Origin of the sequence: Pseudobacteroides cellulosolvens ATCC 35603 = DSM 2933, assembly GCF_001262605.1 — a bacterium.
GTDB lineage: Bacteria > Bacillota > Clostridia > Acetivibrionales > DSM-2933 > Pseudobacteroides > Pseudobacteroides cellulosolvens.
Map to the genome: position 1 here is coordinate 352,679 of NZ_LGTC01000001.1, position 24,586 is coordinate 377,264.

At 35.8% G+C, this 24,586-nt stretch carries 20 protein-coding genes, 1 tRNA gene and 1 pseudogene; 21 read left to right on the top strand and 1 reads right to left on the bottom strand.

Annotated elements, in window-relative coordinates:
• Window positions 1-44: 44 nt before the first annotated feature.
• From Bccel_RS01660 to Bccel_RS01710, 11 genes are all read left to right on the top strand, one after another.
• Window positions 45-221, top strand: a complete 177-nt coding sequence (locus Bccel_RS01660) for a Flp family type IVb pilin (protein WP_036946262.1) — start codon at window positions 45-47, stop codon at window positions 219-221.
• A 144-nt stretch (window positions 222-365) separates the two neighbouring features.
• Window positions 366-761, top strand: a complete 396-nt coding sequence (locus Bccel_RS01665; protein WP_036946264.1) for a TadE family protein — start codon at window positions 366-368, stop codon at window positions 759-761.
• Window positions 762-777: 16 nt separating this feature from the next.
• The gene (gene cpaB, locus Bccel_RS01670; protein WP_036946266.1) at window positions 778-1,584 is read left to right on the top strand and encodes a Flp pilus assembly protein CpaB; all 807 of its coding nucleotides are present in this window, start codon (window positions 778-780) and stop codon (window positions 1,582-1,584) included.
• Window positions 1,585-1,603: 19 nt separating this feature from the next.
• A complete protein-coding gene (locus tag Bccel_RS01675; protein WP_036946268.1) occupies window positions 1,604-2,806 on the top strand; it encodes a CpaE/TadZ family protein in 1,203 nt (400 codons plus the stop codon).
• 41 nt (window positions 2,807-2,847) lie between these two features.
• Window positions 2,848-4,212: a TadA family conjugal transfer-associated ATPase gene (locus tag Bccel_RS01680; protein ID WP_036946270.1), complete on the top strand. Its 1,365-nt coding sequence runs from the start codon at window positions 2,848-2,850 to the stop codon at window positions 4,210-4,212.
• A gap of 117 nt (window positions 4,213-4,329) precedes the next feature.
• Complete coding sequence (locus Bccel_RS01685; RefSeq protein WP_036946272.1) at window positions 4,330-5,295, top strand: type II secretion system F family protein; 966 nt, start codon at window positions 4,330-4,332, stop codon at window positions 5,293-5,295.
• Window positions 5,296-5,307: 12 nt separating this feature from the next.
• Window positions 5,308-6,225: a type II secretion system F family protein gene (locus tag Bccel_RS01690; RefSeq protein ID WP_036946273.1), complete on the top strand. Its 918-nt coding sequence runs from the start codon at window positions 5,308-5,310 to the stop codon at window positions 6,223-6,225.
• Window positions 6,226-6,321: 96 nt separating this feature from the next.
• Window positions 6,322-6,395: transfer RNA gene (locus Bccel_RS01695), tRNA-Gln, on the top strand.
• A gap of 318 nt (window positions 6,396-6,713) precedes the next feature.
• Complete coding sequence (gene rny, locus Bccel_RS01700) at window positions 6,714-8,291, top strand: ribonuclease Y (protein WP_457920577.1); 1,578 nt, start codon at window positions 6,714-6,716, stop codon at window positions 8,289-8,291.
• A gap of 102 nt (window positions 8,292-8,393) precedes the next feature.
• Entirely contained in the window at window positions 8,394-9,179 is a 786-nt protein-coding gene (locus Bccel_RS01705) for a TIGR00282 family metallophosphoesterase (protein WP_036946277.1), read from the top strand.
• Between the two features lie 88 nt (window positions 9,180-9,267).
• Window positions 9,268-9,531, top strand: a complete 264-nt coding sequence (locus tag Bccel_RS01710) for a stage V sporulation protein S (protein WP_036946279.1) — start codon at window positions 9,268-9,270, stop codon at window positions 9,529-9,531.
• Between the two features lie 359 nt (window positions 9,532-9,890).
• Here the strand turns inward: Bccel_RS01710 and Bccel_RS01715 are convergent, their stop codons facing one another.
• Window positions 9,891-11,222, bottom strand: a complete 1,332-nt coding sequence (locus tag Bccel_RS01715) for an MFS transporter (protein WP_036946281.1) — start codon at window positions 11,220-11,222, stop codon at window positions 9,891-9,893.
• A 410-nt stretch (window positions 11,223-11,632) separates the two neighbouring features.
• Here Bccel_RS01715 and Bccel_RS01720 point away from each other — a divergent pair, with 410 nt between their 5' ends.
• From Bccel_RS01720 to Bccel_RS01765, 10 genes and pseudogenes are all read left to right on the top strand, one after another.
• The gene (locus Bccel_RS01720) at window positions 11,633-12,052 is read left to right on the top strand and encodes a hypothetical protein (protein WP_036946283.1); all 420 of its coding nucleotides are present in this window, start codon (window positions 11,633-11,635) and stop codon (window positions 12,050-12,052) included.
• Between the two features lie 31 nt (window positions 12,053-12,083).
• A complete protein-coding gene (locus Bccel_RS01725; protein WP_036946285.1) occupies window positions 12,084-12,791 on the top strand; it encodes a M50 family metallopeptidase in 708 nt (235 codons plus the stop codon).
• Between the two features lie 189 nt (window positions 12,792-12,980).
• A complete protein-coding gene (gene ligA / locus Bccel_RS01730; protein WP_036946287.1) occupies window positions 12,981-14,975 on the top strand; it encodes an NAD-dependent DNA ligase LigA in 1,995 nt (664 codons plus the stop codon).
• Between the two features lie 241 nt (window positions 14,976-15,216).
• Window positions 15,217-16,518, top strand: coding sequence for a hypothetical protein (locus Bccel_RS01735; RefSeq protein WP_036946289.1), 1,302 nt, complete (start codon window positions 15,217-15,219; stop codon window positions 16,516-16,518).
• A 147-nt stretch (window positions 16,519-16,665) separates the two neighbouring features.
• Window positions 16,666-16,953 carry an Asp-tRNA(Asn)/Glu-tRNA(Gln) amidotransferase subunit GatC gene (gene gatC, locus Bccel_RS01740; RefSeq protein ID WP_036946291.1) on the top strand — a complete coding sequence of 96 codons (288 nt, stop codon included), beginning with the start codon at window positions 16,666-16,668 and terminating at the stop codon, window positions 16,951-16,953.
• Between the two features lie 150 nt (window positions 16,954-17,103).
• Window positions 17,104-18,567, top strand: a complete 1,464-nt coding sequence (gene gatA / locus Bccel_RS01745) for an Asp-tRNA(Asn)/Glu-tRNA(Gln) amidotransferase subunit GatA (RefSeq protein ID WP_036946294.1) — start codon at window positions 17,104-17,106, stop codon at window positions 18,565-18,567.
• Window positions 18,568-18,591: 24 nt separating this feature from the next.
• A pseudogene (gene gatB, locus Bccel_RS01750) lies at window positions 18,592-20,024 on the top strand (Asp-tRNA(Asn)/Glu-tRNA(Gln) amidotransferase subunit GatB).
• 195 nt (window positions 20,025-20,219) lie between these two features.
• Window positions 20,220-21,941: a histidine kinase N-terminal 7TM domain-containing protein gene (locus tag Bccel_RS01755; protein ID WP_036946298.1), complete on the top strand. Its 1,722-nt coding sequence runs from the start codon at window positions 20,220-20,222 to the stop codon at window positions 21,939-21,941.
• A gap of 81 nt (window positions 21,942-22,022) precedes the next feature.
• A complete protein-coding gene (locus tag Bccel_RS01760) occupies window positions 22,023-22,670 on the top strand; it encodes a response regulator transcription factor (RefSeq protein ID WP_036946300.1) in 648 nt (215 codons plus the stop codon).
• 203 nt (window positions 22,671-22,873) lie between these two features.
• On the top strand, window positions 22,874-24,481 hold the full coding sequence (locus tag Bccel_RS01765; RefSeq protein WP_036946303.1) for a DUF2339 domain-containing protein: 1,608 nt from the start codon (window positions 22,874-22,876) through the stop codon (window positions 24,479-24,481).
• Window positions 24,482-24,586: the final 105 nt, after the last annotated feature.

The following is a 24,586-nucleotide window of genomic DNA, read 5'->3' on the forward strand; positions in this document are numbered from 1 at the left end:
AGGAAAAATAAATTGGTTATAAAATTTGAAAGGTGGAATTTTCTATGATTAAAATGTATATCGATTATTTAAAGGCTTACACACATAGCAAAAAAGGACAGGGCATGGTAGAGTATGGACTTATTATATCACTTATAGCGGTAGCAGTAATTGCAGCACTTGTAGTACTTGGACCAAAGATTGCAAATATGTTTAACAATGTATCAAATAATATGAACTGATCATATATACTTGCTTAAAGTAAAATAAATTATGGTGTCTAAATTAGACACCATAATTTATTGCAACATACACTATATGAAAAGCGTAAATGATCTTTATATGTCAGAACAAATAAGACAATAAGTTTTCTAAGGGATGGTTTTATGGGTGTAAAAATTACTTCATTCAAAAGAGGGCAGGCAGTTGTTGAGACAGCATTGGTACTTCCTATAGTTGTTTTGATTCTTATGGGGATTATAGACTTTGGTATTATGTTCAATAATTATATAGTGTTAAGTAACGCTTCAAGGGAATGTGCAAGAAAAGCTGCTGTAGGCGGAACGGATACGGATATTGTAACATTAGCTAATGATTTAACAAATACAATGGATTCTGGTAAACGATCTATAACCATATATCCATCTGAAAGCTATAGAAAAAAAGGCGAGCAGGTCACTATAACTGTTGAATACGACAATGTGCTGATTACTCCTGTAATTAGTGCCATTTTAAATAAATCAGTTCATCTTAAGGCTAAAACAGTGATGAGGGTTGAGTAATCAAGGAGGGGACATTATGGAAACCGTAAACAGGAAAATTATATTAGTTGCATTATTTATGGCTTTCATTACTACATTTTTAATTTATTTTTACATAAAAGATGCATCTACAAAAACCCAGATTGTTAAAGAAGACAAGGTCAGGGTTTTTGTTGCTTCTAAGGATCTGGCAGTAAAGCAGAAGATAACCGAAGGCGACCTGAGGGCTGAAGATATTCCTGCTAAATTGACAAATAAAAAAGCAATAAAGGATAAGAAGGATATAATCGGGAAAATGACCAGGGATGCAATTCTTGAAGGAGAGCAGATACTTAGTGACAGACTGGTAAGTGATGACAAGACTGACCTTGTTTACAATGTACCGGAGGGAAAAAGGGCTTTGAGCATCAATATTAATGAACAGATTGCTGTATCTAACCTTATTAGGCCGGGTGATTATGTAGATATTATAGCAAACTTTGAGAAAGAAGAGATGGAAGACAAGAATGATATAATAATTTACCCGAGAATGACAAAGACTGCATTAGAGAATATACTGGTTCTTGCTCTAGGACAGGAACAGATTATTGAAAAGGACGATAAAACTTCTCAAAGTGCCAAAACCGTAACATTTGCTTTGACACCTGAAGAAGCTGAGCGGTTGGTATATGTTAGTGAATTTGCAACCATACGCCTTGCTTTAAGGTCAGTTGGAGATAACAACACTAAAAAAACTCAGGGAGTGACAAGGATTGATGTGACAAGCGAAAGAAACTCCAAAGTTGTACCATATAGCCGCAGGGAGACTGGTAATCAGATTCAGGATACTGCGAAGGCTAAATAAGTGGAAAGGAGGCAGGTGCATGGATAAAATAAGGGTTGTAATAGTTGACGATTCAGAAGAAACCAGGAGTAATATAAAAACCATTCTGGCTTTCGAAAAGCGATTTGAGGTGATAGGTGAAGCTGAGAACGGTAATGAAGCTGTCAATGTTGCAAAAGAGTTAAGACCTGATGTGATTCTAATGGATATAAACATGCCGATAATGGATGGAATTAAGGCTACTTCCCAGATTAGTATAGAAGTTCCTGAAACCAGTGTTATTATAATGTCGGTCCAAGGAGAACAGGAATATTTGAGGAAAGCTATGTCTGCAGGTGCCCGTGAATTTATAACAAAACCCTTTTCAAGTGACGATCTGATAGTGAGTATAATGAATACTTATGAAGCAGAAGCGAAAAGAAAGGAAAATATCGGGATCAGCCGGGTTCATGAAGACATAAAGTCTAAGGTGATAACTGTATTCAGTACCAAAGGCGGTGTAGGAAAAACAACAATATCATCAAATCTGGCAGTTTGTATTGCTAGAAATACTAAAAAGAGGGTTGCACTTATAGATCTTGATTTACAGTTCGGAGACGTTGCAATAATGCTGAATGTTACAGTTAAAAATACCATTAGTGATCTTATTAAAGAAATAAATATGCTTGATGCCAATCTTTTAGATGATTATCTTGTGACTCATTTCTCAGGTGTAAAGGTACTGCCTGCACCTCTAAAACCTGAGTATGCAGAATACATAACTTCTTCACATGTAGAGAAAATCATAAAAACTCTTAAGGAAAGTTATCATTATGTAATTGTTGATACATCAGCAAGTTTCCATGAAACAGTATTAACGTCTTTAGACATGTCTGACAAGATTCTTATGGTTTCTACCCTTGATTTGCCCACTATAAAGAATGTGAAGTCCGGTCTTGACATTATGGAATCCCTGCATTATTCAAAAGAAAAGACAAAGATTGTATTGAATAAAGCTTCGGAACAGTTCGGAATAAAATATAAGGACTTTGAGGATACCTTAAAGTATACTATTTGGTCCTATTTGCCTGAGGATAGTGCTACAGTAGTAACTTCTGCAAATAAGGGTTTTCCATTCGTAATGACCCGTACCGAAACAAAGGTTGCAAAGGCCATAGCAGGCATGGCTGATGAGTTAACCATGGAAAAAGCTGCAGAACAAAAGGAAAAGAGTACAATAAAAAGGCTGTTGGGAATTTATTAATGTTATATTCTTATAAATAATATTGGGGTGGAGGAATTACAATGTCATTATTGGAAAGGCTTCAAAAAGAAAAAAATATTGATGTAACTGATAATAAAAGCATAAAATCAAAAAAGCCTCAGAATGAAAAGGAAGATCCCTTTGCAGAGGTTAAGGCTAAAATACACAGCAAAATTATTGAACAAATTAAGACAGAAGCCTTTAAGAACATGGAACCGGATGAAGATGATGAAGGGCTTAAAAATGAAATAACTGCCATTGCTGAGGAAATTTTGGAGCAGGAGACAAGCTACTTTTCCAAAAATGACAGGCAGAAGATCATCTCTGAGGTCATTGATGAGACTATAGGCTTTGGGCCAATAAACCCGTTGATACATGATTCTTCAGTTTCGGAAATTATGGTAAATGGTCCGGATCAGGTGTATGTTGAGAAAAAAGGAAGGCTTACCCTAAGTGATGTAACTTTCAAGGATGAGCAGCATGTAATGCATGTTATAGAAAAGATAGTAGCACCTCTTGGAAGAAGGATTGATGAAAGTTCGCCTATGGTAGATGCAAGGCTTCCTAACGGTTCACGTGTCAATGTAATAATACCTCCATTAGCATTGAATGGCCCAACAATCACTATAAGAAAGTTTTCGGAAAAGCCTTATACAGTGAAGGATTTGATAAACTTCGGCACTATTACACCTAATATCGCCATGTTTTTAAAGGCATGTGTCGAATCCAGGTTGAACATAGTCGTTTCAGGTGGTACAGGAAGCGGTAAGACCACAACTCTTAATGTAATATCATCCTTTATACCTGATGATGAAAGAATCGTGACTATTGAGGATGCGGCAGAAATACAGCTAAGGCAGGAGCATGTAGTTAGGCTTGAAACAAGACCGCCCAATATAGAGGGAAAAGGTGCCATAACAATAAGGGATCTTGTGAGAAACTCCCTTCGTATGAGGCCGGATAGAATAGTTGTCGGCGAGGTTAGAAGCGGAGAGGCACTCGACATGCTTCAGGCAATGAATACAGGACATGACGGCTCCCTTACAACGGGGCATGCCAATACTCCGAGAGATATGGTGGCAAGGCTTGAAACCATGGTACTTATGGCAGGAATGGAGTTGCCGGTAAGAGCTATTAGAGAACAGATTGCATCTGCAGTTGACCTTATTGTTCAGCAATCCCGTCTGAAGGATGGAAGCAGAAAAATTACCCATATAACGGAAGTTGTAGGAATGGAAGGTGATATTATCACCCTGCAGGATATTTTTGTTTATAAACAGAAGGGCAAGGATGAAAATGGAAAGATGATTGGGGATGTAGTGCCCACCGGGATAAAGCCCAAATTTTTTGATAAGTTTGATAAGGCAGGTGTTATACTGCCGCAGGATTTGTTTAGTCATGATTAAAAAATAACTTCCGCTATAAATTTCGCTCATGTGTTGACTTAGCTCGTCAACACCCGCTCAAAAGCGGAAGTAATTTTTCATTCATGCCTTAGTGTATAGGAAAAGGAGGGGTGAACAGTGTTTTATCTGGTAATCCTATCAACCTTCATAACAGTATTTCTGTTAACCTACGTAATTATAAGGTTTATAAAAAGCAAGCAAAAAGCTGTTTCAAGAATTAAACAATATATAAATACCGATCAAATCCATGAGGATAAAAGAAAAGCACCAAACAGGGAATACAAAGTGGGACTTGGTATTATATCCCGCGGTATTGGCCATGCAAGATTTCTTGACAACTACAAAAAGGAAACCCAAAGAAAATTGATAAGGGCTCATTTGCTTCTAAAAGCAGAAGAATTTATGACAATATCATTGATACTTATGGTTGTATTTGGATTCTTGACATTTTTAGCTTCCAATTCAATACTGCTTTCAATATTTGTGTCCATACTCGGATGGCTGTTTCCCTCAATATTCCTAAAAGCTCGAATTAAGAAAAGGTTAAAAACACTAAATGAGCAGTTATCAGATGCCATAGTGCTCATGTCAAATTCTCTTAAGGCAGGTTATAGCTTTTTCCAGTCAGTAGATATCATATCGAAGGAAATGACAGGTCCAATAGCTGAGGAGTTTGCATTTATGCAAAAGGAAGTAAATCTTGGGCTTACCACTGAAAAAGCATTGGAAAATCTTGTTGCCAGGATAAAAAGCGATGATTTGGAACTTGTGGTTACAGCTGTGCTAATACAGAGACAGGTTGGAGGAAACCTTTCAGAAGTTCTGGATAATATATCTACCACTATACGTGAAAGGGTAAAAATAAAGGGTGAAGTAAAGACTGTAACTGCACAGGGAAGAGCATCAGGGTTTATTATTTCAATATTACCTTTAGTTTTAGGGCTTATATTGTTTGTAATAAATCGCGAATACATGATACTATTATTTACTAATCCCCTTGGAATAGCGATACTAGGTTTTTCAGTGCTGATGGAGCTGATAGGCATATACTTTATCAGCAGGATTGTTAAAATTGAAATTTAGGAGTGCTTTATTATGATGGCTATAGTTCTTATTATGGTTTTTCTGTCTTCATACATGATGGTATATGCCGTATTCGGTGGATTTTTTAGAAAGAAGCAGATTATTTTGATAAGACTTGACAAGATATCAAAGGAAGAACAAAAGGATATGGACAGCGAGCTGAATCAGCCTATTTTTGTCAGGGTTGTTCGCCCTATTCTTTTTAGCTTGAGTAGAGCCGTTTTGAAGTATACTCCAAAGGAGATTATTTCAAACTTTGAAAGGAAGGTGGTAATAGCAGGTAATCCCTATAATCTTACAGTTAACGACTGGATAAATATTCAGTTGGTTATTATGGTGTGTTTGCTGGTTTTAACAGCTGCCATAGGATACATAAGGAGCTTTCAAATATCGTCAATAGTGCTTTTAGTAATTATAGAAGTGATTATGTCAATACTTCTGCCGAGGTTTATTCTAAACAGGAAGACCCTTGAAAGACAGCGGCAAATAAGAAACTCAATGCCAGATGTCCTTGACCTCTTAACTGTAAGCGTCGAAGCTGGTCTTGGTTTTGATGGAGCACTTGCCAAGGTAATTGACAAAATGCCTGGTGCATTGGCAAATGAATTTGAAAATGTTTTGCAGGAAATAAAAGTTGGAAAACAAAAGAAGGATGCTTTAAAGGATATGGCACAAAGGGTAAATCTTCCCGATCTTACAACTTTCATAGGATCGATAATACAAGCTGATCAATTAGGTGTAAGCATAGGCAATGTACTAAGAATTCAATCTGAGCAGATGAGGCAGAAGAGAAGGCAGAGGGCACAGGAAAAAGCGATGAAGGCACCTGTTAAAATGCTGATACCAATGGTTTTGTTCATTTTTCCTACACTGTTTTCGGTTCTTATCGGCCCTGTACTAATAAAGGTTATTGATGAGTTTTCGAAATAAATTTAAACTGTGCACCATAAATAACCAGTAAAAAAAGTAGAAATAGCTATTGCAATGGTAATTTTATTATGCTATAATACCCTTTGTCACGAATGATGCGGATTTGTGTAATGGTAGCACAACTGACTCTGGATCAGTCTGTCAGGGTTCGAATCCTTGATCCGCAGCCAACAAAATAAAATTTCCAGAAACAATAAAACCTCTTGATGAAAGAGGTTTTATTGTTTTTTAATATCTAGGTTAGATGAATTTGCTATGAAGTATATTTATTACATAGTAATATATTTATCCCACATACAATGCTCTAATTCCCTGTAATTATGCAGGGTTAAATGGACAGGGGTAACAGGTTGGAACAAGCTTAATAAGGTATTATTATAACTTATCAATCCTTATCGATTAATTGATTCTTGACATAAATTTTAAAAAGTTTACAATGAGGTTATGCTAATGGGTATGTTTATGCATTGGCAACTGTCCATTGAAAACTGAATAACAAGGAGGTGTGTATCATAGACTTAGTAATAGGTTTATTAATTGGTTTGGTAATTGCAGGAATTGCTTCATTCATATTTTTCAAGTTGGGAATTAAGTATAGAAAAAAACAAGCTGAGGAAAAAATAGGCGGTGCTGAAAACGAAGCAGTTAAGATACTTAACGAAGCGGTAAAGCAAGCTGAAAGCAAAAAAAGAGAAGTTCTCCTTGAAGCTAAAGAAGAGATCCACAGAAGTAAAGAAACACTTGAAAAAGAAATCAGAGACAGAAGAAATGAGGTTCAAAGACTGGAAAGAAGGCTTTTGCAGAAAGAAGAGACTCTGGATCGTAAAATGGAGACCCTTGAGCAGAAGGATGAACAGCTCAACAAAAAGACAAAAGATGTTCAATCCCTTCAGGATAAGACGCTTGAGATTCAGAAAAAACAGATTGAAGAGTTGGAGAGAATATCTGGACTTTCAGTTGAAGATGCAAAGGATTATTTGCTTAAGAATATTGAAAGTGAAGTTAAGCATGAAGCTGCTATTCTTATAAAAGAGATTGAAGCAAAAGCAAAAGAGGAAGCGGATAAGAAGGCAAAGGATATAATTGCCTGCTCAATACAGAAATGTGCTGCAGACCATGTCTCAGAAATCACAGTATCTGTAGTTCCACTGCCAAATGACGAAATGAAGGGAAGAATCATCGGTCGTGAAGGACGTAATATCAGGACTCTTGAAACATTAACAGGTATTGATCTTATCATCGATGACACACCCGAAGCAGTTATCCTATCAGGCTTCGATCCAATAAAGAGAGAAGTGGCAAGGATAACATTGGAAAAACTTATTTTGGACGGAAGAATTCATCCAGCCAGGATAGAAGAAATGGTTGAAAAGGCCAAGAAGGAAGTTGAGAACACAATCCGTCAGGAAGGTGACCGTGCTACATTTGAGACAGGAGTACACGGATTGCACCCTGAAGTTATTAAGCTGTTAGGTAAGCTTAGATTCAGGACAAGCTACGGACAGAATGTGCTTAATCATTCTATAGAAGTAGCACAGTTGGCAGGATTGATGGCATCCGAGCTTGGTGTTGATGTAACTCTTGCGAAGAGAGCAGGTTTGCTGCATGATATTGGAAAAGCGGTAGACCATGAAATCGAAGGCTCACATGTTACTATAGGAGCTGATCTAGCAAAGAAATACAAAGAAAACAATGATGTAGTAAGTGCAATTTTATCTCACCATGGAGATATAGAAGCTACTTCAATAGTAGCGGTGCTTGTCCAGGCAGCAGATTCAATTTCTGCGGCAAGACCTGGTGCAAGAAGAGAAACTTTGGAATCATACATTAAACGTCTGGAAAAACTTGAAGAAATCGCAAATTCTTTCAATGGGGTAGAAAAGTCTTTTGCGATTCAAGCAGGTAGGGAAGTCAGGATTATGGTTAAGCCTGAAGATGTTTCTGACGAAGGTATGGTAATGATGACTCGTGAGATAGTCAAGAAGATTGAAAATGAGCTTGAGTATCCGGGTCAGATAAAAGTGAATGTTATAAGAGAAGTCAGAGCTATTGAATATGCAAAATAGTAAAGATTAATATACATAAAAAGCGTGGAGACACGCTTTTTGTGCTTTAAAGAATGTTTTAATATAGATTTGGATTTTTGATATTGAAATGGAGGATTAAGTTTGAGGGTTTTGTTTATTGGTGATATTGTAGGCAGTCCTGGAAGAAAAGCAGCAAAAGAAATGATAAGCAAATTAAAAAAAGAAGAAGAAATCGATTTTTGTATTGCTAATGGTGAAAATGCTGCCGGGGGAAGCGGAATAACGTATGTAATTGCCCAGGAATTGTATAACAGCGGTGTAGACGGCATAACAATGGGTAATCATACCTGGTCAAAAAATGAGATATTAAACTTCATAGAGAGTGATAATAGGCTTGCAAGACCTGCGAATTATCCTCAGGATTTGCCCGGAAAGGGTTATGCCATACTAAATGGCAAGAATGGAAAATTAGCAATTATGAACCTCTTAGGCAGAATATATATGGATAATATAGACTGCCCGTTTAAAGCTGCCGATAGGGAGTTAGAGCATATAAAAAAGGAGGTCAAGGCTGTTGTTGTGGATTTTCATGCAGAAGCTACCTCTGAAAAAACAGCACTGGCATGGTATTTAGACGGAAGGGTGAGCTGTGTATTGGGTACACACACCCATGTTCAGACAGCAGATGAGAGAATTTTTCCTTTTGGTACCGCATATATAACCGATGTGGGTATGACAGGGCCTTGTGATGGTGTTATTGGCGTTAATAAGGATATTATTATCAAAAAGTTCCTTACCGGCATGCCGCAGAGATTTGAAGTTGCAAAGGGTAGGATTATCTTTAATGCAGTTCTGCTGGATATTGAAGAAAAAAGTGGAAAAACTGCTAATATAAGAAGAATAAGTATGATAATGGAGCCTAAATAGCGATAATTTGTCTAATCTCATTAAAAAAAAGGATTTTCGATTTTTTTGTAGAATATTTTAATTACGAAAAAGTTTAGGGGGTACGAGTATGGACGTATTAAAAGTCTCATCAAAATCCAATCCAAATTCTATTGCTGGTGCGTTAGCAGGTGTTATTCGCGAAAAGGGTTCTGCAGAAATACAAGCTATAGGAGCTGGAGCTTTGAATCAAGCTGTTAAAGCTATCGCAATTGCCCGCGGCTTTGTTGCCCCATCTGGAATTGAACTTATATGCATACCGGCTTTTACTGATATTGTGATCGACGGTGAAGAGAGGACTGCAATCAAATTGTTGGTAGAACCGAGAAGGTAATAATCATTTCTTGATTGTTAGCACTAAATGTTTACATAAGTTTTATTGATATGGTAAAATTGTAAAACAGTCTAATTTAGTGCACTTAATAATTTTCTTGATGTCTAGGAGATTATAGTGTATTCTACACCACAATTTCTAACGACAACAGCTAAGTAAACAAAATCATTTGTAGATTTTGTTTAAATTCTCTTATACTTCCTTTTATAGTTTATACATGTGTTTTACTGCTGCTTTAGCCAGTAAATATGTATGGATTGTGGGAAGTTTTTTTTTTGAATTAAAAGCTTTAATAAATATAATATTAATGGTGTAAATTATAGCACTATTATCATAAACATTAATAGCTTAGATTTACATTATACTTTTCTTTTAATAATATCCCTTAATGACTTTGCATTATTTTCGTTTATTTTTGGAATAAAAACTATTGAAATTACAAGTCTTGTTATGAAGGTAAGAATAAACAATGCATGATAGTGATTAAGGGTTTGTCCGATAAAGAATGGGGCTTGAAGTTCCTTTAGATAGGGAGTGGCAAACTTCATAAAATAAGAGCCTAAAAGATAAGACAGACCTATGCCGACAACTGATGTAAACATAGTATAATTGGCTATATATGATGTACGGTACTTTTTAGGAGCCAGCCAGATTGAAAGGTTCATAAAGCTCATTTCAAAGCCGGGCCAGAATATACCTGTTATTAGGCTTGCTATGGGCATAATTACATAGTAATTGTAAGGGGTTGCGAAGCACCATAAAAACGGAATAGTGGATATTATAAATGACGACACAATAGCAACCGGCCTGTTTCCGTATTTATCTATTGCTTTGCCTATAAACCTGACAGATAAAATGGTAGCAGCATTAGATACAAATTGGGAAAGAAGGTAAATTGAAAAAAGGCTCATATTTAGCTGCTTTATCATAAACATAAACAAAAACGGTGTTGGAAGGTTTATTCCGAAATTCCATAGAGATACTGATATTATAAGCTTTAAATAATTCCTATCCTTAAAGGGTTCCTTTAAGGTTTTTATGCTTTGTTTTTCAGTACTTTCAACAGGAGGGTCTTTCAAAAATATGAAGCAAAATATGTCTGCTGCACCAAACAAAGCAACCACTATAAATAATATTGAATAGTTTGTAAGGCTGTTAAACCTGTCTATATACTGACCTATAGCCAAACCGCTCAATGCACCTGAAATGGTATAAATCATCATTCTTTTGCTAAAATACCTTCCCCTGATCCTTAAAGGCACAAGGGAACCCATCCATGAAGAAAAAGCAACACCTACTATTGAATTAGCTGCTGATGATATCATTATCAGAAATGCTATCGAGATAAATATAAGGTTTTTATTTGTTGATGGTATGAACAAAGGTATAAGAGCTATTGGTATATAAAGCAGCCTATGTATAAAGCCTGCTATCAGAAAAATAATTTTGCGTTTTCCCGAGTTTTCTATGTTGAATGAAAATGGCAACTGTATGATACTTCCCATTATTGCCAAGGTTAATATTATACCATATTTGAAATCATCTATTCCAAGTTTTACAGCAAATTTTGTAAATGCTGCACCTCCAACTGGAGATCCGACGGTAATGAAAAATACATTACCAAGAGTAACTGCTATAATGACATAAGTAAGGCTTTTACGAAGATCTTTGCCTTTTAACCTGTTTTCCATTAACACCTCTTATGGATTTTCACGTTTTAAATTATTATGTCCAAAAAATCTTTATTTTTATGTAAATTTAAAGTGTTCTGCACAACAATTTCTAATGACAATACTAATGTTGAAAAATGACTTTTTGATTTTATTTCCCATAGCGTACATGTGAATTATAACAAACAGTATATTAGATTTGCAACTTTAGCACCAAAATTTTTAGAAAAATAAATTTAGTAATGGCATATGTGTTAAAATAATATTATAATAAACGATGTTATATAAAAATTATATTAATTTCGCATTTGGCGGAGCAAATATCGAACGCTTATACGGGATTTGCGACAAACAAATGTAATAAATTAATTGATTTTTATACTGCATTTTTGCTGCAATAAATTTATACAATGTTTGGACAGGTGTATAACATGACAAATCTTATTATAGTGGTTATTATATATATATTGGTTTTTGGAAATGACAAGTTTAAGGAAAAAGCGAGATCACTGCTTCCTGTTATCTTGGGAATTCTGCTGGTTCTATTTACTGCAGCTGCATTGATTTTAAGGTCGTATAATTATCTCCTCAGCAATTCAACAGACTTTTTGCTTATTGTAGTAATCTTTATTCTGGTATTTGATGTCCAAAAGTTTTCTGCAAAGAATAAGATAGCTGTCGTTGGAATTGTTGGAGGTATATTGCTGTGTTATCTTTTGCAAAAGCTCTATTATTTAAAAGTTTACCTTGCTATTTCAGACTGGAAAAATATTATTGACGGTGTTGGTCTTGTACTTGGGATATTCCTTGTATTATTTATGATTAATTCATTTATTCGAAAAAACAAATAGGAAAATTCAATTATTTTGTGGGGAAATGTATATGAAACTTATTGGAAGATACTTAATTATTCTATCGTTCATACTTGTTTTATGGAATACCGTTATAATTAAGCCGTTAAAGCTGTTCACAGTATTTCTGCATGAGTTGGGGCATTCATTGATGGCATTTGCTTTCGGTTATGGTATCAGCGGAATAAGGATAAACTTTAATGAAAGCGGATATGCACTTGTTAAGACAAAAGGATGGCTTTCCCAGATTCTTATATTAAATGGAGGATACTTGGGAAGCTTGTTCTTTGGTTTGCTTATATTGTTGTTAAAAAGAACTTCAGTTAAAAAATACCTTCCTGGCATAATTGCCATAATATTCCTTGGGGTTTCCATAAAGTATGGAAGTTTTAGCCTTATCTTATTGTATTCTGTAATATTTGCAGCAGCTGTAATAATTATATATATGATACAAAATGATAAAGTTATTGACTGGGCATTAGACATTATAGGAGTTTCAAGTGTTGCTTATGCTGTATACGATACATTTGTAGACACATTGCTTGTAAAATTAAAATTTCCGCTTCAGATGATAGGCGGCAGGGCAAATGGAAGTGATGCAGACCAACTTGCACAAATTTGGCCTTATATACCCTCGGTTATTTGGGGATTATTCTGGCTGGTGCTTTCACTATTAGCCATATATATGTTTCTTGTTAAATCGGGAGGAGGTTCAAAGCCTTCCAAGAGTAAAAAGTAATAAACTAGGAATGACTTAAGGAATGACTAAAATATTTAATCAATATTACATTAAAAGTGTTGACAATCTCACATTTGGCGAGGCAATTAACAAACAATTCATTATAATTAAAACTGATTTTATAGATTTGCTTAAGGCAAATGTAATAGATTTATCACTTTTAATATAATCGAGGAAAGGGTTGGATACATGGAAGTCAAGAAGAGAATTGAGGAACTTAGAAAGCTTATTGAGTATCATAATGAACGCTATTATAATCAGGATGACCCGGAAATTACCGATTACGAATATGACCAAATCTCTTTGGAGCTTAGAAGGCTTGAAAAGGAGTATCCCGAATTTGCTGTTGCAGATTCACCAACACAGAAGGTAGGAGGAAGCAGCAAGAGGGAGTTGAGAAAGGTTCAGCATGATGTGCCTGTTGTGAGTTTACAGGATGTATTTAGCAAGGAAGATGTGTATAGCTTTGTTAATAAAATGATTCAGGAGCTTTCTGAGCCAACTTTTATTGTAGAAAAAAAGATTGATGGACTTTCTGTTGTACTAAGATATAATGATGGTTCTTTTGTTGAGGGTATTACGAGAGGTGATGGTATTATTGGAGAGTCAGTTTATGAGAACCTTTTGGAAATACAAAATGTCCCCAAAAGCATACCCCAAAAGTATCCGTATCTTGAGGTTCGTGGTGAGGTTTATATGACTAATGAGACCTTTGAAAGAATTAACCGCAAGCAGGAGGAAGTTGGAGGTAAAATATACCAGACTGCAAGAAACCTTGCGGCAGGCACATTGAGGCAGTTGGACTCAGCCATTGTCAAGGAGAGGAACCTGGATATATTTGTTTTTAACTTGGAAATCTGCCAAGGCAGAGAATTTGCATCCCATTCAGAGTCCCTTAATTGGTTGAAGTCTCAAGGCTTTCATGTAAGTCCGGATTTTTGTGTGTGTAAAACAGCGGATGAAGTATGGGAGGCTATTTCAAATATTGGAAATTCAAGATGGAGTTTACCATTCGGGATAGATGGAGCAGTAGTTAAGGTTGACAGTCTTAGTGACAGAGCAAGGCTGGGTATGACCAGCAAGGTTCCCAGATGGGCTGTAGCATACAAATATCCCCCTGAGCAGAAGGAAACCACAGTTGAAAATATTGAGGTGCAGGTTGGTCGTACAGGAAGGTTGACGCCACTTGCAATATTAAAGTCAGTTAGATTAGCAGGAACTACCGTTTCGAGGGCAACACTGCATAACCAGGATTACATAGACATGAAGGACATTAGAATAGGTGATACGGTAATTATTCAAAAAGCAGGGGACATAATTCCGGAGGTTTTAAGGAGTATTCCTGAAAAGAGGCCTCCAGAAGCACAAAAATATATGATACCCAATGTCTGTCCTAAATGCGGTGCACCTGCCGCCAGGGAAGAGAACGGTGTTGAAATACGCTGTACAGGGACTGATTGCTTTGCTCAAGCTATAAGAGGAGTTATATATTTTGCATCGAAGGATGCCATGAACATTGAAGGGTTAGGACCAAGTTCCGTTGAGGCTTTGATGACTGATGGATATATAAAAGATATTGCTGATTTATACAGTCTTAAAAACTATAGAGAAGAGCTGATAAATAAGGGGATAATAGGAAAAGAGAAGTCCGTTGATAACCTGATCAAGGCTATTGATAAGTCTAAAGAAAACGATATCGATAAGCTTATAACAGGCTTTGGAATAAGAAATGTTGGCAAACAGACAGCCAGAGTGCTAGCAGCAAATTTCCGAGATTTGGATTCTATTATGGAGGCAAAGTATGATCAGCTTATTACACTGCCTGATTTTGGAGATATCATGGTACAGGATATTCTAAGCTTCTTTGCAAGGCCGACGGTTCATACACTGATTGATAGACTTAAGGAATCAGGCGTAAATATGGTTTCGAGGGCTTTGGATAAAAAGAAGGATGACCGTTTTAGCGGCAAAACTTTCGTACTTACAGGAACGCTTCCTTCCATGACAAGGGATGAGGCTACAGAAATTATTCAAATGTATGGAGGTAAGGTTTCCGGCAGTGTATCTAAAAAAACTTCCTATGTGCTTGCAGGAGAGGATGCAGGAAGCAAACTGGTTAAGGCTAGGGAGCTTGGTGTTGCCATTATTTCTGAGGAAGATTTAAAGAGCATGGTTGAAAATTAAAAGCTTAATTGAGAATGATAAATAAGTAACAAATATTAATTATTTATTAAAAAAATATTAAAAAATTATTAATAATTAGATATCTTTTTTTGAAATTTATGATAAAATATTAGTATATAGAGAAAAAAAGTATCAAATTTATTAAAATAGTACTAAAATATGGTATTGTTTAATAAAGAATGATTCTTTTAAGGTTTATTTTATCTGTAAGCGATTAGATTATTTTGAAAAGAGGTATGTTATGGCTATTGTGATTTTCGTTATTTTTGACATCATTGTTGTCGCAATTGTTTTAGGTTTGTTGTTTAAGTTTTTGGACATTAGGATTCCAGATAAGTTTAAGGATAAAATCAACAAGAATCCTAAATTAAAAGCTACACTGGACAAGGCAATAGTTTTTATTAAAGATTTGGATCTTAAAAACAAGATATCAAATATTAAACTTCCCAAAATAGAATTTCCGAAGAAAACAGTAAAAACAAAGCCTTTGAGTCCAAGTAACAGTGATGTGAGGCAGGATATTGCCAACTATTTTAGGAAAAGGAATGAAAATATTTCGGTAAATCCTGATACGAACCATCATCCTAGATTTGGAAGAGTTGGCGTTGATACTGAACCTGTAAAAAATGATAATCAAAGTGATTATACACAAGGTAACAATGTTGCAGCAATGAATCAAAGACTTGTTCCTGCTGAAAGTATGAGCTATTCAGGCAGCTTCTCAATGGAAGCAAATCAGAATCATGATGATAACATAGGTCCAGTCACCCACAGGTTTACGCCCTGGGCAAGGTCCAATGATTCCGATAATGACAATAGTCAGGAAATACTTAACAAAAAAATGTTTGAGCAAAACAGGTCTATTGAGCAAAATAGACCTGCCGATCAAAGCAGATATATAGAGCAAAACAGACCTGTTGAGAGGATATCCGATGAGAGATTGGGTTCTGATAGAGGCAGAGAAGTTGACCAGCCTAAGCTATTTAAGAGAAATTTAAATGAAGACATCAGTAATTATAAAAAAGAAGACGTTAAGAAAGAAAAAGTAAAAAAAGAAAAGACCTTATTTGGAAATAATAAAAATCAAAATAAGAAATATAAGATTGTTCAAACTGGCTTTGCAAGTATATTTTTTGGAAGGAATAACAGTATTGTTATAATTCCTTATGCAAAAGATATTGAAGGAAAGGGAAGAGCTATGGACAATATTATATATATTGATAGTCCAATTCCTCCCCATCAGCTAGGAGAAGCTATAAGACAGACAATAGAAGTGGACAGCGATGTGCATCCTTTTACTGATAAAGAGCTCATTAAGGAATTACAGGTTAAAGAATGGAGCGAATTTACACAGGGAAAAAGATATATATCTATAAGGTATGATGATGAATGCGGTTATATATTAAATACTACGACTAGAAACCCTGATGGTTCGTACAGGCTAAATTGTCCTGGTGGAATAGAAAAAATAGTGAATAAGGATGCTACTCTTACAGATTTGGGAGACACTGTATATCATTTGGTGGAGAAATGTAAAGCTTAATTCCCTTCGATTTTGTAACTATGATTTATTAAACATAAAAAAAGGCATATTAATATATGTCTTTTTATTTTGTTCACATATGTAAAAGATTAATTGATTTTTATATAGTCATTTAATATAATAAACATTATGAATGGAGGTAGTTTTATGAAGATAACAAGAGAGATTATTGAAAACGTTGCTCAACTTGCCAGATTAAACCTAACAGAGGCAGAAAAAGTAAAATTAACTTCTGAAATGGGAAATATTATTTCATATGTGGACAAGCTAAATGAGCTTGACACATCAAACATACAGCCAACTGCACATGTTATGCCACTTAAGAATGTATTCAGAGACGACGTGGTTAAAGAATCATTTGACAGGGAAAAACTTTTGGCTAACGCACCTTCAAAGGAGAATGGATGTGTTCAGGTACCAAAGGTTGTTGAATAAGGCATATCTAATTAAAAACATTCCTTAATAATGGCTCAAATATAACTTTCGCCCATGTGTCGATTTAACTCGTCAAAAACAGCGTAGAAATCGGAAGTAGGATTTTAGTCATTACTTAATTGGTAACATTGAATTTCAGGAGGTAGAATTGTGGAACTTTTTGAACTAACAGCCCATGAATTGAAGGATTTGCTAGATGGCAAAAAGGCAAGTGCCGTTGAAATTGCACAGTCGGTGCTTGCTAGAATAGAAAGTGTTGAAGAAAAAGTAGGCAGTTATATTACCGTTTGCAAGGATGAAGCTTTAAAGAGAGCTAAAGAGATTCAAGACAAAATTGATAAAGGTGAATCTGTATCATTGCTTGGCGGTATCCCTATGGCACTGAAGGACAATATGTGCACTGAGGGGATAAAAACCACCTGTGCATCAAAGATGTTAAATAACTTTGTACCGCCCTATAATGCAACCGTTACAAGAAAGCTTTTCGATGCAGATACTGTTTTAGTTGGAAAGCTCAATATGGATGAGTTTGCAATGGGTGGATCTACGGAGAACTCGTATTTTAAAAAGACATGCAATCCATGGAATTTGCAAAGAGTACCGGGAGGATCGAGCGGAGGTTCTGCTGCGTGTGTAGCTGCAGGTGAAGCTGTGTTTTCATTAGGGTCAGATACAGGAGGCTCTATTAGGCAGCCTGCATCATTCTGCGGTGTTGTTGGCTTGAAGCCTACATATGGATCTGTATCAAGGTATGGACTTGTTGCATTCGCATCATCTTTGGACCAGATAGGGCCACTGACAAAGGATGTAACCGACTGTGCACTTGTAATGAATGCAATATGCGGTCATGACCCTATGGATTCAACATCAATAAATGAGAGCTATCCTGATTTTACAAAGGCTTTGATAAATGATGTAAAGGGTATGAAGATTGGAATACCGAAGGAATACATTTATGGAGAAGGCTTAAACAGCGAAGTCAAGAAGGCTGTCTTAGATGCTGTTGAAGTATTAAAAAAGCTTGGTGCACAGTGTGAAGAGTTTTCGCTGCCTATTACCGAGTATGCAATACCGGCTTATTATATTATTTCATCTGCAGAAGCAAGCTCCAATCTTGCACGGTATGATGGGGTAAAATACGGCTACAGAGCAGAAAAATTCACTGATTTACTGGACCTGTACAAGCAGTCAAGGAGCGAAGGCTTTGGTACTGAGGTAAAAAGAAGGATAATGCTTGGCACTTATGCATTAAGCTCAGGTTATTATGATGCTTACTATAAAAAAGCCCTTCAAGTAAGGACTCTTATCAAAAATGGTTTTGATGAAGCTTTTTCAAAGTATGATTTGGTTTTAGGACCTACAGCACCATCCACTGCATACAAAATTGGAGAGAAGGTAGACGATCCGCTTGAAATGTATCTGGGGGATATTTTTACGGTATCTGTTAATATTGCCGGACTGCCTGGATTGGTAATTCCTTGCGGCTTTGATGGAAATAAGCTTCCGATCGGTTTGCAGCTTATTGGAAAGCCATTGGATGAAAGTACACTCATAAGGGTTGGATATACTTTTGAGCAAAATACAGAATATCATAAGCTGAGGGCGAAAATATAGGAATACAAAAGAAGGGTGATGACAATGGATTACGAGTTGGTAATAGGTTTGGAAGTTCATGCGGAGCTTTCAACTAAATCAAAGATATACTGCTCATGCACAACTGAGTTCGGCGGTGATGAAAATACTCATTGCTGTCCCATATGTACAGGAATGCCAGGAGTTTTGCCTGTTTTAAATAAAAAGGTCATAGAATATGCAGTGAAAGCAGGGCTTGCAACAAATTGTGAAATTGCCAATTTCAGCAAGCAGGATAGAAAGAATTACTTTTATCCTGACCTACCTAAGGCGTATCAGGTTTCGCAATATGATCTGCCAATATGCAAGAACGGATATATCGACATAGAAGTAAACGGTGTACAAAAAAGGATAGGACTTACTAGAATTCACATAGAAGAAGATGCGGGAAAGCTTATACATGATGAATGGGGCAGAGGTACACTTGTTGATTATAATAGGTGCGGTGTACCACTTATAGAGATTGTATCGGAGCCTGATATCAGATCGGCTGAAGAGGCTAAGGCATTTCTGGAAAACTTAAAAGCTATTTTGGAGTATATTGACGTTTCCGACTGCAAAATGCAGGAAGGCTCCTTAAGGGCAGATGTTAACCTGTCAATAAGACCGGTGGGTCAAAAGGAATTCGGTACAAGGACTGAAATGAAAAACCTCAACTCCTTCAAAGCAATTTTAAGGGCGATTGAAGGTGAGTTTAAGCGGCAGAAAACTGAGATTGAGTATGGCGGGGTTATTGTACAGGAAACAAGGCGTTGGGACGATAATAAAGGTGAAAGCTATGCCATGAGAAGCAAGGAAGAGGCTCACGACTACAGGTATTTTCCTGAGCCGGACCTTGTGCCTATTGTTCTTGAAGATAGTTATATAAATGATATTAGGTCCTCGCTGCCTGAACTTCCTGAAGCAAGAAAGAAGAGGTACATTGAAGAATTTGGATTACCTGAGTATGATTCATCCGTCCTTACTTCATCAAAATACTTTGCTGATTTCTTTGAAGAGGCTGTTAAGATGAGCAATAACGCAAAGGCTGTAAGCAACTGGATTATGGGTGATCTTATGAGGATTCTCAAGGAAAAGGAAATGGAAGCAAGTGATATACCTTTCCCCGCAGAGTACTTGGCAAAGCTTGTGAAATTGATAGATGGCGGAAAAATCAGCGGAACAATTGCCAAAAGGTTTTTGAAAAGATGTTCCAGACCCAAAAAGATCCTGAAGTGATAGTGAAGGAGGAAGGTCTTGAGGTTGTTAATGATGAGGGAGCACTAGTTGGCATTGTTAAGAAGATATTGGAAGCTAATCCCCAGTCTATTACCGATTACAAGAGCGGTAAAGAAAAGGCCTTCGGTTTCCTTGTAGGGCAATGTATGAAGGAAAGCAGAGGTAAGGGTAATCCTCAGATAATCAACAAAATACTTAAAGAAGAGCTTGAAAAGCTCTAATAAAGATTATATGAATTTATTTTGTAAATTCATATAATCATATAATAAAAATTCTGAAAAACGCAATACATTAGGAATTTACAATAATTAACTGGTCAACGGGGCATTTCAAAAAGCTGAATTAATTATGTAGAACAAAAATACATGAATAATGTATTTTTTGAAATGCCCTTAATTATGTCAGGAGAGTGTGAGATGCGTTTTTTATTGACAACCCACGGTATTTTGCCTGTCATATCAGCAGTTCTATCATTTATAATGGTTATGTACTTTATATTTAAAGCAAAGAAATCCGGGCTTTTTATATGCTACGTATTGTGCCAGACGTTGGTTTTTGTATGGTCTTTAGGATATGCCTTTGAGCTTATGGCACAGGAATATTCAAGTAAGATAATCTTCATGAAAATTAATTATTTTTCCATATGTTTTCTAAGCCTCGGATGGTTGGTATTTTGTAACCTTTTTGTTGAAAATCGAAGCTTTTTCAAGAAAAAAAACATCATACCAGCTGTTGCTATACCCATAATTAACTATTTGGTTGTATTGACAAACGATTATCATAAAATATTTAAGTCCAGTATAGATGACAGTGGCGGAAGACAGGTTTACTTTTGGATTATTGTATTTGTTACCTATGTATATATTTTTTTAGGTGTTCTGGCTCTTACCAGGAAATATAGCAAACTAAGCAGAAATGTGAAGGTTCAGACTATTGTTCTAATTTTGGCAGTAACAATACCTATTATTTCTAATTTTTTGTCAGTAACTCATATTGTAAGACTAAACTATGACCTCACTCCTGTGAGCTTTTCTCTGACAATGCTCTTAGTTGCTATAGCGACATTCAGATACAGGTTTCTTGATCTTGTACCTATTGCAAGAAGAGATATTGTAGAAAAGATGAATGATGCTGTCCTGGTTTTCAATATAAATAATAAGGTAATCGATTGGAATTCAGCCTTTTTAAGCAATATTCTTATAGATGGTGATATTATAAAGGATATGGATATAAATGATGTACTTGTAAAGATAGAGAGAATTTCGTCAGGTGCAATTTATGGTAAGTTTATGGAAGAAGTTGCGGGAGGAAAACCTTCAATAATTTCAACCGAAATAACATTACTTAAGCCATCGAGGAAAACTTACCACGTGAAACTTCATTCTGTTTTGGACAAGCATGGTGAAATGCTGGCTAAAGCACTGACCTTTACTGATATCACCTTATACAAAGGTATGATGGATGAACTTAATGACAAAAATATTGAGCTTAATGCAATGAATGATGAACTGGCAAAGTATGCTGCAACAGTTGAGGAACTGGCAATTGCAAAAGAACGCAACAGGTTTGCTCATGATGTACATGACACATTAGGGCATACTATGACCCTTCTGATTTCAATACTTGAGGTGGCCAATATAACATATCGGAGTGATATGGATACTACGGGAGATAAACTTAGGGAAGCCTTAAAGATATCCAAAGAGGGGTTAAAGGAGTTAAGAAGGTCGATAAATGGTTTGAGGCCTGAGATGCTTAGCTCCAACAGCATTATAACATCACTTAAAAATTTGTTTTCCGATTTCAGGTTATCGGGTGTGGAAATAGATTTCACTTCTGAAGGTATTGAACCTAATGACATTAGCAGGTATTCCGATATCATATACAGAGTATGCCAGGAAGCATTGACAAACTCTGTAAAGCATGGAAAAGCAAAAAATGTTAATATTATTTTGCGTTTTGATATTAAAATGATTAAGCTTTTTATACTTGATGATGGTGTTGGTTGTGGTAAAATTATAAAAGGATTCGGCCTTACGGGTATGGAAGAGAGACTGAAACCTGTAAATGGCAAAATTATGTATGGCTCTGACGGTGAGAGCGGTTTTAACTTAAGGGTAGAAATTCCTCTAAATTGATATAAGATTCAATTTAAGAAATGATTGAAATATTACTCCGATTCTTAGTCGATAATCACTATATTTTTAAGGGGTGTCTTTGTGATAAAGGTATTGATTGTAGATGACCAGGCAATGCTCCGGCAAAGCCTGAAATTTATTATTGAACAGGATTTGGGCATTAAGGTTGAGGCTACAGCAGGAAATGGAGAAGATGCATTTAAGCTTTGCGGTGAATTGAAGCCAGATGTAGTACTGATGGACATTATGATGCCTGTATGTGATGGAATTGAAGGAACAAGACTGATAAAATCAAAATACCCCAACATAAAGGTTATAATTCTCACTACTTTTAACAACGACGAAAATATAAAAAATGCATTACAAAACGGTGCTGCAGGATACCTTTTAAAGGATGCAGATCCTGAAGACCTGATTCTTGCAATAAAAAGTGTTGCAAAGGGAATGAGCATTATACATCATGATGTTTTTGACAATGTGGTAAAGAAGGTCGGTGATATTGAATCTGATAAACCGGCTATAAATAACAATCCTTCCATACATTTTACCGACAGAGAGCTTGATGTAATAAGGCTTATAATTGATGGTAAAAGCAACAAGGAAATTGGAGCAGAGCTTTTTATCACAGAGGGCAGTGTTAAAAATATTATTACAGGTACTTTGGATAAAGCAGGACTTAAGGACAGGACTCAATTGGCTGTATATGCAATAAAAAATCATATTGTATAAAGATAAAGTTTTTTTATGTTGCACATATGACTAAAGTCATATGTGTTTTTTAGTAGGGTGACTTGCGGTTGGTAATTAGTGACTTGGGATATCTAGGAAGACATACTGAATCCATCTATAATTAGATTATGGAAAACAAATTACTTAGTTGAAATTAAAGGTAATCAATTTATCTTTTAATCTAATTTGAAAGGATGGTATATATGAACAATTTGTTCAAAAAACACTGGATAACCCTATTAGGTGCGGTATTTATGTTTCTTACCTTCTCGTATCTGTTTAGGTTCGCAGTCGACAATGGATGGATATCAAACCAATTAAAAATCATGATGGGTATTGTAGCAGGAACTGGTTTTGCGGTTGGTGGAGCAGCAGCAGGACAAAAAGGTAAGACAATATTGAACGAAATTTTATCAGGCCTGGGAACTTCTCTAATTTATACAACATTTGCTTTTGCGGGTATATATTACTCAATGTGGAGTCCTATGACGGTGTTTCTGCTAATGGTTGCTGTGACACTTGTAATCAGCATATATTCTTTCAAGTTTGACTTGAGAATTCTTATGAATGTTGGACTTTTAGGCGGCCTTATAGCACCCCTGGTCATGAAATCCGAAAGTGCCATATTTACGCTTTTTCTATATCTCCTTGTTATAAATTCTGCTGCCTTTTATGTCAGTGTTAATAAAAAATGGTCAGAATTAAGGCTGATTCCCTTTTTAACAACATGGATGTTGTTTTCAACCTACTATTTGTATTATCAGCCTGATACCTGGCAGTTCCCGTTTAAATATGCAGCAGCGGCTTTCATATTCTATGTTATAGGCTTTGTGGTATCTTCTTGGAAGGATGGCAAGAACTTTAACGGTCTTAACTTGTACCTTGGGATATCAAACGGAATAATCTTTGGAATATGGTCCCTAATTATAATGAACGACATAACTCCATTCTCAACAATACTTGGAGCTATAGGATTGGTTTATGTAGGTGCAGCACTTGTAGTATACGGAATGCTTAGAAAATTCACTGCAGCGGTAATAAGCAAATTTTTTGGAGGGTTGCTTCTCATTCTTATTGCGGTAAACGATATTGGAACAGGCCTTGACATAAAACCGATGATCTCTGTGTATATATGGGCATCTATGGCTGTGTTGGTACTGATTGTAGGTCAGATAAAGAGATTGGATTATCTTAAATTAGCAGCTATTACAATATGGGTTATAACAGCGGTATACTGGTATTATACAACATGGGCAACACCAATTGGGAACTGGTTTGGAACATTCATACCAATATTGAACTTCTCAGGAATGGCATGGGTATTGCTTGCAGCATTTGGCTTTTATGTATCAGTCAAGCTTAAACTCAATGTATTTAATAAACAGGAAGACAATGATTTATTTAACTATTATATTAACAACACATTTTCATTAATAAGCCATGTTATTGTTGGCGGACTTTTAACCTTCCAGATTGATAACCTCTGGGAAAATTACAAAATAACATTTATAGACCTTAACCTAACATATTCAATAACCTGGGGAATATATGCACTGTTCCTTTTTATATGGGGTGCATACAGCAAGCAGGCAGTATTTAGGTGGTTCGGTTCGGGAGTACTTATTTTGGTAGCTGCAAAAACAATATTCATTGATCTTTCAAGTGCGGATACCATAGCTAAAATACTTGTACTGTTTATATTAAGCGTAATAACATTTGCAATATCATATATCAATAATATATGGAAAGATGAAAAAGAGGAGTTGCCAAAAAAAGAATACATCTTGCCATTGGATAATAATAGTCGATAGATGATGAATATAAAACTAAACATTGAAAAAAGTGAGTAATTATAGTTAATTACAAAAAAGTGATATTATACATTAATATCACTTTTTTGTTTATTTAGATAATTT

Excerpts from the sequence above, each read along its gene's own strand:
- Bccel_RS01765 (WP_036946303.1), top strand. The coding sequence starts at position 22,874 with ATGAACAATTTGTTCAAAAAACACTGGATAACCCTATTAGGTGCGGTA.
- Bccel_RS01725 (WP_036946285.1), top strand. The coding sequence starts at position 12,084 with ATGAAACTTATTGGAAGATACTTAATTATTCTATCGTTCATACTTGTT.
- gatC (WP_036946291.1), top strand. The coding sequence starts at position 16,666 with ATGAAGATAACAAGAGAGATTATTGAAAACGTTGCTCAACTTGCCAGA.
- Bccel_RS01720 (WP_036946283.1), top strand. The coding sequence starts at position 11,633 with ATGACAAATCTTATTATAGTGGTTATTATATATATATTGGTTTTTGGA.
- Bccel_RS01710 (WP_036946279.1), top strand. The coding sequence starts at position 9,268 with ATGGACGTATTAAAAGTCTCATCAAAATCCAATCCAAATTCTATTGCT.
- Bccel_RS01715 (WP_036946281.1), bottom strand. The coding sequence starts at position 11,222 with ATGGAAAACAGGTTAAAAGGCAAAGATCTTCGTAAAAGCCTTACTTAT.
- Bccel_RS01690 (WP_036946273.1), top strand. The coding sequence starts at position 5,308 with ATGATGGCTATAGTTCTTATTATGGTTTTTCTGTCTTCATACATGATG.
- ligA (WP_036946287.1), top strand. The coding sequence starts at position 12,981 with ATGGAAGTCAAGAAGAGAATTGAGGAACTTAGAAAGCTTATTGAGTAT.
- Bccel_RS01680 (WP_036946270.1), top strand. The coding sequence starts at position 2,848 with ATGTCATTATTGGAAAGGCTTCAAAAAGAAAAAAATATTGATGTAACT.
- Bccel_RS01755 (WP_036946298.1), top strand. The coding sequence starts at position 20,220 with ATGCGTTTTTTATTGACAACCCACGGTATTTTGCCTGTCATATCAGCA.
- Bccel_RS01735 (WP_036946289.1), top strand. The coding sequence starts at position 15,217 with ATGGCTATTGTGATTTTCGTTATTTTTGACATCATTGTTGTCGCAATT.
- cpaB (WP_036946266.1), top strand. The coding sequence starts at position 778 with ATGGAAACCGTAAACAGGAAAATTATATTAGTTGCATTATTTATGGCT.
- Bccel_RS01665 (WP_036946264.1), top strand. The coding sequence starts at position 366 with ATGGGTGTAAAAATTACTTCATTCAAAAGAGGGCAGGCAGTTGTTGAG.
- Bccel_RS01675 (WP_036946268.1), top strand. The coding sequence starts at position 1,604 with ATGGATAAAATAAGGGTTGTAATAGTTGACGATTCAGAAGAAACCAGG.
- Bccel_RS01660 (WP_036946262.1), top strand. The coding sequence starts at position 45 with ATGATTAAAATGTATATCGATTATTTAAAGGCTTACACACATAGCAAA.